This is a genomic window from Mucilaginibacter ginsenosidivorax (assembly GCF_007971525.1).
GTDB lineage: Bacteria > Bacteroidota > Bacteroidia > Sphingobacteriales > Sphingobacteriaceae > Mucilaginibacter > Mucilaginibacter ginsenosidivorax.
In genome coordinates, this window is sequence record NZ_CP042437.1 from 3,760,425 (window position 1) to 3,772,382 (window position 11,958).

Genomic DNA, 11,958 nt, shown 5'->3' on the forward strand with positions numbered 1-11,958 from the left:
AAAGGCTGTTACTTTTTTCTTTCTTGGTTCTTGACTCTAATATCTTGGCTCTCTTAAAATAAACGTTATAATAATCGCTAATAACATGTTAAAAAAATCTGTTAAAAATATATTTTCTTGCAAGGGCTTGCTGGTATTGGCCGCGGCCTCCTTTATATCGGTACAAAGCCAGGCGCAACAGGGCTTTTTAAAGGCCGATGGAAAAAAAATAACCGACGAAAAAGGCAAAAACGTGCTGCTGCGCGGCATGGGCCTTGGCGGCTGGATGCTACAGGAGGGTTACATGCTGCATGTAACCAAAGATAGCCGCCAGTACCGCATCCGCGAGCGGCTGGAGGAGCTGATGGGGCCGGCAGAAACCAAAGAGTTTTACGATACCTGGCTGGCCAACAACACCCGTAAAATTGATGTGGATTCGATGCACCGCTGGGGCTTTAACTCGGTTAGGCTGCCCATGCATTATAACCTGTATACGCTCCCTATAGAAAAAGAACCCGTTGCCGGGAAAAATACCTGGATAGACAAAGGCTTTAAAATGACCGACGACCTGCTGGCCTGGTGCAAGGCCAACCATATGTACCTGATACTTGATTTGCATGCCACCCCGGGCGGCCAGGGTAACGATCTGAACATATCTGACAGGAATACCGATAACCCCTCGTTGTGGGATAGCGACGCCAATAAGCAAAAAATGATTGCCCTTTGGCATAAACTTGCCGACAGGTATAAAAACGAACCTAACATAGCCGGTTATGATATTATTAACGAACCCAACTTTGGCTTTGATGACCCGGCGAATGATAAAAATGGCCTGAAGGAAAAAACCAATGCCCCGCTAAGAAAACTAATGGTTGATATTACCACGGCTATACGCCAGGTTGATAAAAAGCACATTATTATTATTGAAGGCAATGGCTGGGGCAACAACTATAACGGCATTTTGCCGGCCTGGGATAAAAACATGGTGCTTAGTTTTCACAAATACTGGAACTATAACGACCAAAAATCGGTAGCGCATATTGTAAAAACCCGCGACCAGTACAATATGCCCGTATGGCTTGGCGAAACCGGCGAAAACTCTAACGTATGGCTAACCGAAGCCATCGGCCTGTTAGAGAAAAATAATATCGGCTGGGCGCTTTGGCCGTTAAAAAAGATGGGGAATAATAATCCTATAGAGATACCATCTAACCCGAATTATGATGATGTTACCAACTATCTGAACACCGGCCGTAACAAGCCCAAAGAAAGTAATGTTTACAGCGGCACTTTAGAAATGGCCACTTATGCCAAACTGGAAAACGCCATTATTCACCATGATGTGATAGATGCCATTTTCAGGCAGCCCCATACAACCGTAACCAAACCGTTTAAGGCCAATAAGATTACCAACGGCACTATCATCAACGCGGTAGATTATGACCTGGGCCGCAATGGCTACGCCTACTTTGATACCGATACTGCCGATTACCACGTATCAACCGGTAAGTACGGCAAAGGCAACAATGGGCACATGTACCGTAACGATGGGGTAGATATCGCAAAAGATTCTGCCGCGTACAACAGCTACTATGTAACTGATATTGAAAAAAGCGAATGGCTGCAATATACGGTGAAAACCATGGCACCCGGTATCTACACCGTAAAACTTAAAATAGCGGCAGCTGCCGATGATGGCAAAATAACCTTGGATGTTAACGGAATTAAACAGGCTATCGATATTCCCGCCACCGGGGGCTTTAAAAAATGGCAGGTCATCGAACTAAAAAATATTAAGCTAAAAGCCGGCAGTAATAAAGTAAGGATTTATGCAGATATGGGCGGCTTTAACCTGCATTGGATGAAGTTTGATAAGGGGAAGTAGCGGGTCGCCTGTGCGGTTAAAAACTGTTTAAAGCTGAAAAAAGCCGTTATGACGTGCCAGGGATATAGTTAAACGAATGCTCTAAACTACCGTCATTGCGAGGTACGAAGCAATCCCGAACGATGTGGGACTTAGCATGTAGGGGATTGCTTCGTACCTCGATTTGATAGTGACAGTCAATAACTTATAAACACGTCATTATAAGCGTAGCGCGGCAATCGCGAACTTTATAAGTCTACACTACACAGTTCGCGATTGCTTTGTTCCTCGCAATGACATAAGGCAATGCAAGGCTATTGTTTGTAAATCAGTACCCCTACCTCACCGGCTCATACAATCCTAAACTTTTCGATTTTCTGTATACTACTTGCCATAGGTGGTTTTTGCGTGCCCTGAACGATGCCGCGCAGCCGTTAAGGTAAAACTCCCACATACGGTAAAAGGTATCGCCATATTTATCCTTTATCTCGGGCCAGGTTCGTTTAAAGTTGTGCAGCCATTCCATGCAGGTACGGTCATAGTAAACGCCAAAGTTGTGCCAGTCCTCTAAAGTAAACAGGCCCATGGCCGCGGTACTAATTTGCGGCGGCGATGGCAACATACCGTTAGGGAAAATATATTTATCTATCCATGGGTCAGTTTTTGTTTGCGAAAAGTTGCCGCCTATGGTGTGTAACAGGAAAATCCCATCGTCATCCATACAGCGGGCTGCTACTTCCATTAAACTGCGGTAATTTTTGTAACCAACATGCTCCATTAGGCCAACGCTGGCAACGCGGTCAAACTTTTCATTTATATCCCGGTAATCCATTAACCTGATCTCGACAGGTAAGCCTTTAGTGGCTTCGCGGGCCAGGTTAACCTGCTCTTCAGAAATATTAACACCAACCACGCTTACACCATATCTTTCGGCTGCAAATTTAGCTAAACCTCCCCATCCGCACCCTAAATCCAACATGCGCATTCCCGGTTCCAGCTTCAGCTTCCGGCACACCAGGTCGAGCTTATCTTCCTGCGCTTCATCAAGTGTTTGGGCCGTTTTCCAATAACCGCAGGTGTATATCATGCGTTTATCCAACATGCCCCTGTAAAGATCATTGCCTATATTATAATGCATATGCGCAACCTTTTTAGACTTTGTCTTGGTTTGCATGTTCAGGTATTTGGCTTTAAGCGCAAATTTTATAGTGTTAAAGTTTTTGGGGATTAATTTGTCAATCCGGTAATACATCATCCTGTAAAAAAACTCGTCTAAGGCAGGGCATTCCCACCAGCCATCCATGTATGATTCGCCAAAGCCTATCATTCCATCGCTAAGCAATCTGTCATAGGTTCTTTCATCATTTACCTTTATATCCCAGGGGTTATCACCGTTTATTTTTATATCGCCCCCGGCAAACATTTTTTCAAAAATTTCTTTTGACGAACTCATACGGTAGTATTTTAAGTTTTGGGGTGAAGATATCTTTTTTCTGACATTAACGCAAGGTTGCCAAGGCTGGCATTGCTCAATGGTTCAATAACCAGGTTTGTTTATTGTTTTTTATTTCATACTTAAGCACGCCGCCGCGCATGCCCGCATATAATATACCATCTTTGACCACTACAGAATTTGGATATAAGCCTTGCGACCAAAATCCATCTGCAATCAAAGTAACTGCTTTGCCACTTTTATTAATTTTCAAAATCCGACTGGACGTTACAATATAAAAATCGCCGGCGTTGTCAGTAGTGAAAACCTCCGGAGCATCCGGTAATTTGAAATAAGTGTTCGATGTCCACCTGCCGTTTTTCTTATCAATAGTTATGATACTCCCCTGTGAAAATCCCATGTGGTTTAAACCCTGTATGGCATAATTCCTGCCATCTTTCTGCGTAAATTGTATTACCTGGTCGTTCGATATTTTGTAATGCTTTTTGCCGTCGGCAGTAAACCAATAAAGACTGCCTCCCCATTCGCCTCTGTTGAAACCAATAATTAAACCGTCATCAACTTTCAGATAAGATACTTCGCCTACGGTAATTTTATCTTCTTTATTAACATCTGCCTTAAAAGGTAAGTCTTTTGAAGTCATCCTATCCTTCTCGCTCCCTACATGTATCTCATTATCGCTGAGAGATACGGCCCAGCCAGTAACAGCCCAATTATATTTTATAAGTGAATCCTGGTTAACAGGCACTGGATAACTATGCCAGTTTTTAATCAAACCTATATTTTCCTGGGAGGAACAGGAAGAGCAGCTGAAAAGGATAAATACTAAGAACAGGCGACCAGGCATATAGATACTTCTACTTTTTAACACTCACCTCGGTAATAGCCGTCCGGCGGGTAGCGGTATAAACAACGCCGTTTACCATTTCGTACCCGGTAGAAACGCTTTGAGAGTAGCGTTTTAAAACAATCCCCGTAAGGTTATCTATCAATATTGATCCGTTAATGCGGCTATTTAAATTGCCGCCTAAAACCGATGTTTTGTAGGTTATGGTAGTAGTGCGCCCGCTTACAGCGTAAATGGTATAACTGGTTTCGGCAGCTTTGGTGGCATCTGTCCATGTATAGCCTTTTTTTAGTGTTGGGTTTACCGGGAAATCGACCATAAACTGCAAGGTGCTGCCGGGCAACAAACGTTCGGGCTGGATGCCGGTGAATGACAATAGCGTATCATCTACCGATACCGGGCGTTTTAAATTCAATACTTCGCCTTTATGATTTACAGAAACTACCGGCCGGGTATTCAATATTTTTTGTAAGCCGGCATGAATTATTGAATTCGGATCGCCTGGTTTGGCCGAATTGTACACCAGGTTTTGGTCCATTGCATTTACTGTATCAATCAACTTATCGGTTATGATAGTAACAGAGGCACTTCTTTCGGTTGCATCTGTTACTTTATAGGTTTTAACAATGTTTGAAACCGAGCCAACATGCAATGTTTGGCCGCCACGTTGTAAAACACAATTTGATTTGGTAATCACCTGCCGTTGAAATTCATCGCCTGTTTTAAATCTAATTTGCGCACAGGTAACACTGCCAATAAATGTTAGTGTTATAATAAATATATGTTTTAAATATACCATGATATATTATATGGCCTATTGCTAAGCCAACCTGTTTTATTTTATAACTGATTTAGATTTAACTTTTTGCGTGCCTTTAACGCTGCCTGAGCTGCTTCCTTTTACGGCTGTTGTAATCAGCTTAAAATTGGCGTTTTCAGGAATCCCTGGGCTGGGCCATGGTTCTAATCCACCGCTGTTTGCGGGCAGGTTAGGGGTAACCGGGTTAAGCACCTCGGGCATAGCTGGCATTAATACGTTTGCGGGTGCGGGCTGGCCCGATGGCACCGGCTCGGCAGGTAAAGCAGGCAATTCAGGCGATGTAGGTATGGGCAGCTCGGGAATGGATGTCACCGGTAAATCGCGCAGGGATTGTTTTGGTAAGGCCGGGGTTTCGGGTGCACCGGGCATGGGAATTTCGGGCAGGTTGGCCCCAATGCCCAATATAGTTGGCTGGTCGGGACTATTTACCATCGGCGACGTTGTTGAAATAGCTGCCAAAACCGGTATTTGAACGGGCGGCGCGGGCGGCAATGCAACCGGCGGAATATCACTCAGGCTAAGCGAAACGGGTTTATCCAATGAAGGCTTGCCATTGCTACCAACTTTTACCTGGGTACCGGGATGCAGGGGGGGCGGCACCGGCGGCGGTACATTCCAATCGGACTGATTAGTTTTGCTTTGTGCTATTGCCTGGTTTAGGCAGCAGGCAATGGTTATAGTAGTAAAAACCAAGGCCACCAGCATTTTGCCGCTGGCTTTGATTTTTCTTGCTTTTTTGATCAGGTATGTTTCCATTAAATGACTATCTTTTTTTATAAAAGCAGGTAGCAGATATAAAATGATTGATTATGTTTTGCTGAACTATATTATATTTTGTTAGTTGTTGGCCATTTTATTGGTTTACGCGCTGCGCAGGTAATCCATATTAAAGTTAGTGTTTTTTAATTTATCAGCACTTAAATCAGCATTAACAAACGCATCCGGCATTGCGTCGGGCCGGTAGTCTTTTCTGTTTTTCTTTTTATTGTACTAATTATTTGTAAATCTACACTTTATCGGTCCTACAAAAAATACCAATTGCTTTGTATTGTGTGCCTTTTTAATACTCCATAAAATTGTGGTATGCAAAGCTCAATAAATATAGCAGGCAACAGCAGGCTGCATTTATTGGCTGCTTAAAAACCAATTTGTTTCACTTAAAATTAAGGATATGACAACCATTTTAGAATACTTAGCTTATTGTACCCCGGTTGTTTTTGTGGTGTTGTCGCGTGTTTACAAACTAAAATTCAACAAATTACAGGGTACCGGTAAAATTCCTGATATTCAGGGTGCTAAGCAAAGGCAAACATTGTTTTCGGTACTGGCCGTAATATCAGCATTACTAATAATTGTTATACAATCGGAGTTTTTTTTTCAAAGCTGATAAATTGCTATCTTTAACTGGGGCCATACACCCGGATATGAAATACTTGTTGCTACTTTTGTTTTTTTCAATTATCCTTCCGTGTTTCGGTCAGAATATTGATAGCTTAAAAAAAATAGTGGTTGGTACATCGCCGGCCCAAACGCGCTTAATCGCTGCCGAAAAAACTGTAGCTTATCTAACCGCCGAAAATAAAGAAGAAACTTTGCCTGTTGCCCGGATAGGGCTAAACCTTGCCATGAAACTTCATGATAAAAAAGTAACCGGTTTAATGCTCAGAAGCATAGGTGCAATTTATTTTTTAAAAGGCAATTATGATTCTACAGCCCATTACTACGGTAAGGCTGTGGATATGCTTGGCACCCTAAACCAGCAGCATGTTTTGGCTGATGATTATATCGCGTTAGCACAGGTGTATGCCAAACAAAAAAATTACGATAAGGCCATTAGCCTTTACAATGCAGCGATAGACATTGCACCCAAAACGGGCACGCGTAAAACGCTGATGATGGCATTAAGCGGACTTGGCCAACTGTATGAAGACGGGCAAAATTACCGAGAGGCACTAAATTACTACAGGCAATCTTTTGACATCGGCGACTCGCTTGATTTTGTAAAAAAGGCAAAGGAAAACACTTCCGAAGCTTATAGCCATAATTTTATGGGAGATGTTTTGGGCAGTATGAAACAAAAAAGCATCCAGGCGCCCGACATTTTGAAAACGATAGAAACAAAAAAAGCATTAAACGATACCCTGGCGCTTACCATTAATTATTTTAACCTGGGGCAGTTGTACAAAAGCAACAGGATGTATCCGCAGGCGCTGGATGCTTTGCAAAGTTGTTTGCAATACGCCACGCAAATAAATTATACCGACATGCAAAACAGCGCTGTTAATGAGATAGCCGATTTGTATGGACAGATGGGCGATTACAAACAATCGCTTTTCTACTTAAAAAAGCATGCCATATTAAGCACCGCCAAAAACTCAAAAACTATTGATGAACTGCAAACCAAGTATGAAATAACGCAGCGGGAAGACCAGTTACTGAAACAGCAGTTTGAAATAACCAAACGCAATTATTGGATGATAGGCATTATTGTTTTTGTATTGCTGGTGCTTTTGATAGTTTTTGTTTTTTATAAGCAGGCGCAGCTAAAGCAACGCAACGCGGCCATGCAGGCTATTATTGAAACCGAAGAAAGTGAGCGCAGGCGCATTGCGCAGGATTTGCATGATAGTGTAAGCCAAACCATGTCGGCAGCAAAAATTAATTTAACGGTTATTGGCGGCGAGCTGCCTTTTGTAAGCGATGACCAGCGAAAGCGATTTGAAAAGGCAATAAACCTGGTTGACTATGGCTTTAGGGAAGTGCGCACCATATCGCACAACATGATGCCATGGGCGCTCCATAAAACAGGCCTTGCACAGGTGATTAAACACTTTATTGAGAATATTGAAAACGATACCATCGCTATAAATTTTTACAGCAAAGGCTTTGATTCGCCGTTTGACGATACCATCGAAATTATTTTGTACCGTGTTTTACAGGAAAGCGTGAACAATGTAATGAAACACGCTAACGCAAGCCGTTTAGACATCTCGCTGATTAGGGACGAGACAAACATCAGCCTTACTATTGAAGATAACGGCCTGGGCTTTGATGCCGCCAACCCCGAAGCTTATAGCGGCATGGGCCTGAACAACCTGCGCTCGCGGATTAATTTTTTGAAAGGCAAAGTCGAGCTGGATTCGCAGGTTGGCAGGGGTACGCTGGTATCGGTATATGTACCGGTTAGCGGTTAGTTGTAATCGGGAGCGGTTAGTGGTCAGTAGTTGGTATCAGTTTCTAAGTCAAAAATATCAGACATTAACATTGTGCTGCTGTCGTGTCATCGATAATTGGTGGATAGTCTTTAGCCAAAAGTCTTAAGTTCCAGGCCAAAAAAGAAAAAATCAACTTTAGACTTACGACTTAGTACTGTTGACTTAACGCTACAATATATTAAACGCCCATCTGTTTTACCACCCGCCTGTGCGCCACCTCTTTTCCTTTTTTTGATTTGCCTTTTTTACGCTTGCCCAGCCAAATGATAAACCCTGTTATGGGCAGCGAAGCACAGATCAGGCTGGCTAAAAAAGCAATGATTTTACCTGTAAGGCCCAGCACCTGGCCAACATGCAAATCGTAATTCATGTTATTCATTTTCATGCCGGGGCTTTTTTGGGCATGGCTGGTTTTCTTGAGCATTTTGCCGGTATACTTTTCAAAAGCATACTCATCACTTTTGTAATAATGCAGGCTTTGCGCGTAGGCGCTTATGCCGATAGTTCCCGAAGCGGACGCATCATCAAACAGCAAAAACATTTCGGCCCGGGGCGATCCTGTCTGGGCGGCTTCAAAAGCTTTATCTATCACAAAGCGCGTATTGGTTTTTCCCCTTAAAACCGAATCCGATTTTAACACTGCTTTTTCCTGGGGATAGGCCTTGCCAAGGTTGGCTGTGGTATATATGCCTTCTCTCATCCAGTCGAAGGCGATAGATAAGCCTGTGATAGCTAAAATCAGGGCGACGCCGGTGGCATAAAAACCTAATACATTATGTAAATCGTAATTAACCCGGCGCCAGCGGCCGTTCCATTTTATGGTTAAGCTTCTCTTGCGGTCGGTTTTACGTTTAGGCCACCACAGGATGATGCCTGTTATCATGAGCACCACAAATATAATAACCGATATCCCCACTACCAATCCGCCTATTTTGGGCGGCAATAGCAGGTACAAATGAATGTATTCAACAATTATAAAAAAATTGTGCATCGGGTTTTCCGTGTGGGTAACCTTGCCGGTATAAGGGTTCAGGTATACATACAACATCCCCTTATCCTTCGGCAAATTCACCAGTACACCGGCCGGCCTGTCGGCCCCATAATAATACATATAGCTGGCTGTAGCGCCCGGGTATCCTTTTAAACCTTCGGCCTTTAGTACAGATGGCGGCAGGTATGGTTTATACAGGTTATCTACATGGCGATAATGGTGAATGGCATCCTGAATCTCGTCCTGGAAACAAAATATACAGCCGGTAATACTCACAATAAACACCACCAGCCCGGATATAAAGCCAAGCCAGCGGTGCGCAAATAGTATGCCTTTTTTAAAGGTTATCATTAAAATTTATAGGTAAATGTAAGGGCGTAGTTTCTTAATTTTTGCGGGTTAACGGTGGTATAACCTATCCAGTATTTTTGGTTGGTAAGGTTATCCATCTTAGTGCCTATCCTGTAGTTTTTCAGGTCGTAAAATGCAGAGGCATTAAAAATGGTGTATGCCGGCAGGGTAAATACACCCTGGCTTACACTGTTAATAATTTTGTTATCGCTGGCGTAGTTGCCGCCAAATCCAAATCCTAAACCTTTGACAGTGCCTTTTTGTAAACGATAACTTACCCAAAAATTGGCCAGGTATGGCGAAGACGCTGTTCCCGGGCGACGGTTGGCCACATCGGCATTGGTGGTAGCATCGTACTTAGAGTCGTTGTACGAGAAGCCCAATACAGCATTTAGGCCGGCAATAGGGTTGGCAATCACCTCGGCCTCGATGCCTTTGCTCAACTGGGTGCCATCCTGGATAACCCGGTTTGGCGTAGCTGATGGGCGGGTGATATCTTTAACTTTAATATCGTAATAGCTAATGGTGCTGCTTAACTTACCCTCAAACAAATCCAGCTTAACACCGCCTTCAATTTGGTTGGCGTGCTCGGGTTTAAGTGGTTTATTATCTTCGGTAATGCCGGTTTGGTTACGGAAACTGTTTTGGTAATTGGCAAACAAGGATACATGATCTTTCACAGGCTGATAAACCAGGCCAAATTTTGGCGAAAATGCAGTTTGCTGGTAAGCGCCATACCTTGTTTTGGTAGTAGGATCGTAATTGCCGATATTAACAAAACGATCTACCCGCAGGGCTGCCGATGCAAGTAACTGATCGGTAATGTTAAATACGTCAGATACATATGCACTATAGGTGTTACGGATATAAATGGCCGGGTAGGTAAAGCCGAAGGTGCCGGTAGCATACATGGCATCCATAGCGGCTTTGTTAAAGTTGCTGTAATTTTGGTTCCCTTTTAATGATACGGTATCCAAGGTGCTGCCGAAGAAGTACTGATTGGAGTTATCCCTGAAAAAATCAAGCCCGCCCACAAACCGGTTCCGGAATTTGCCAATCTTGAAATCGCCATTAAAGTTTTGCTGAATCTCGATCATGTCATCCTTGCTTTTGCGGGTCGACTGATCATTGCGGGAAACAGAATCGCCTGGAAGCAGGTAATAGTAAGGGCCAAAACCATCAGAGTAACTATGGGTTGATGCGATGTTGGTACGCGAAGTCCATGAATTGGAGATCTTATATTTTACTTCGCCATAAAAATTGGTGCTTCTTGATGTTTCCGTTAAATCATTCCCCATGTATGATTGCTTGTAATCGATAGGAAGTTCATCAGCCCGGTTGTGCCCAAGCTGGGCAATGGTAACGCCATACGGGAAAAAGAAGATGGGCTTACCAATGCTTTTTCCGTAAAACAACTCTGCATCTACCGCAATGCTTAACCTGTCGGTAGCGTTATAAACCAGGCTTGGCGCCACAGCAACCGTGCGGTTAAAACCAGTGTTTTGAAAGCTGCCTTCGTGGTTATAAGCTGTGTTTAAACGGAATAATACTTTTTTTTGAGCGTCGAGCGGCATGTTAATATCGGCACTTACACGCTGAAAATCAAAGTTACCTGCAGAGGCGGACACTTCGCCGCCAAATGAGTCATAGGGCTTTTTGGTTACGCGATTAATTAAGCCTCCGTATGACGTAAGACTGCTACCGAACAAAGTGGCCGATGGGCCTTTTATAATCTCGATACGATCGATGTTGGATGCATCAATCTGGCTGGTAACATTACCGGCAATACCGTTGCGCAATGCAGATTGTACCACAAAACCGCGACTGGCATAATAAGCGCCACCATCGCCGCCGCGACCGGTTGCCTCCCACATTTTTTGGATTCCCGATGCGTTGCGTATGGCGTCATCAATCGAAAACACCTGTTGCTCCTGTAATAACTGGCTGCTGATACTATTGTAAACCGAAGCGTTTTCCAGGTTGTTCAAAGGCATTTTAGATACATCAACGCTTTTGTTGCGTTTAAACTTATTGGTTTTATTGGCGTTGATATTTACTTCCTGCAAGCCGTGGGTAGCGTCAGATACGGTGAACTGCGGCATAACAGTAGTTTTACCGGCGATAACCTCAACGGTCGCCTCCTGACTTTGGCTGCCAACCTGCGAAACTACCAGCGTGTATTTGCCCTGCGGCGCCCTGAAGCTAAAATCGCCGTCGTCATTAGTAACAGCGCCATATTTGGTGCCCTTTAACATCACCGAAACATTGTCGGCCGGCTTATTGGTATTGGTAACCACGTGCCCGCTAACGGTTCCCCGATTTTGCTGAGCAAATGCCGTTGTAACCATTAAAAGTAACAGTACAGGCAAAAGAACAATAGAAAATAGTTTGTAAAAGTAGGGTTGGAGTTGATTCATTTTTATTTAGACTAATTATAA

The 11,958-nt window shown here is 43.5% G+C and carries 9 protein-coding genes; 3 read left to right on the forward strand and 6 right to left on the reverse strand.

The window, feature by feature from the left end:
* Positions 1–85 precede the first annotated feature (85 nt).
* On the forward strand, positions 86–1,864 hold the full coding sequence (locus FSB76_RS15815; protein ID WP_147054937.1) for a cellulase family glycosylhydrolase: 1,779 nt from the start codon (positions 86–88) through the stop codon (positions 1,862–1,864).
* A 316-nt stretch (positions 1,865–2,180) separates the two neighbouring features.
* On the opposite strand, the gene cfa is transcribed toward FSB76_RS15815, so the two are convergent.
* The 4 genes from cfa to FSB76_RS15835 all read right to left on the reverse strand — a co-directional run bounded on the left by cfa (position 2,181) and on the right by FSB76_RS15835 (position 5,719).
* Positions 2,181–3,296 carry a cyclopropane fatty acyl phospholipid synthase gene (gene cfa / locus FSB76_RS15820; protein WP_147054939.1) on the reverse strand — a complete coding sequence of 372 codons (1,116 nt, stop codon included), beginning with the start codon at positions 3,294–3,296 and terminating at the stop codon, positions 2,181–2,183.
* 76 nt (positions 3,297–3,372) lie between these two features.
* Positions 3,373–3,939: an SMP-30/gluconolactonase/LRE family protein gene (locus tag FSB76_RS15825; protein WP_147054941.1), complete on the reverse strand. Its 567-nt coding sequence runs from the start codon at positions 3,937–3,939 to the stop codon at positions 3,373–3,375.
* A 214-nt stretch (positions 3,940–4,153) separates the two neighbouring features.
* The gene (locus tag FSB76_RS15830; protein ID WP_147054943.1) at positions 4,154–4,942 is read right to left on the reverse strand and encodes a hypothetical protein; all 789 of its coding nucleotides are present in this window, start codon (positions 4,940–4,942) and stop codon (positions 4,154–4,156) included.
* Positions 4,943–4,978: 36 nt separating this feature from the next.
* A complete protein-coding gene (locus tag FSB76_RS15835; RefSeq protein WP_147054944.1) occupies positions 4,979–5,719 on the reverse strand; it encodes a hypothetical protein in 741 nt (246 codons plus the stop codon).
* Positions 5,720–6,134: 415 nt separating this feature from the next.
* Between FSB76_RS15835 and FSB76_RS15840 the strand changes: the two genes are divergently transcribed.
* Together FSB76_RS15840 and FSB76_RS15845 are read left to right on the forward strand one after the other, a co-directional pair.
* A complete protein-coding gene (locus tag FSB76_RS15840; RefSeq protein WP_147054946.1) occupies positions 6,135–6,350 on the forward strand; it encodes a hypothetical protein in 216 nt (71 codons plus the stop codon).
* Positions 6,351–6,387: 37 nt separating this feature from the next.
* A complete protein-coding gene (locus FSB76_RS15845) occupies positions 6,388–8,157 on the forward strand; it encodes a tetratricopeptide repeat-containing sensor histidine kinase (RefSeq protein ID WP_147054947.1) in 1,770 nt (589 codons plus the stop codon).
* Between the two features lie 199 nt (positions 8,158–8,356).
* On the opposite strand, the gene FSB76_RS15850 is transcribed toward FSB76_RS15845, so the two are convergent.
* Together FSB76_RS15850 and FSB76_RS15855 are read right to left on the reverse strand one after the other, a co-directional pair.
* Positions 8,357–9,520, reverse strand: a complete 1,164-nt coding sequence (locus FSB76_RS15850) for a PepSY-associated TM helix domain-containing protein (protein ID WP_147054949.1) — start codon at positions 9,518–9,520, stop codon at positions 8,357–8,359.
* The gene (locus FSB76_RS15855; RefSeq protein WP_147054951.1) at positions 9,520–11,937 is read right to left on the reverse strand and encodes a TonB-dependent receptor; all 2,418 of its coding nucleotides are present in this window, start codon (positions 11,935–11,937) and stop codon (positions 9,520–9,522) included. Before FSB76_RS15855 ends, FSB76_RS15850 begins: the two co-directional genes overlap by 1 nt.
* Positions 11,938–11,958 lie beyond the last annotated feature (21 nt).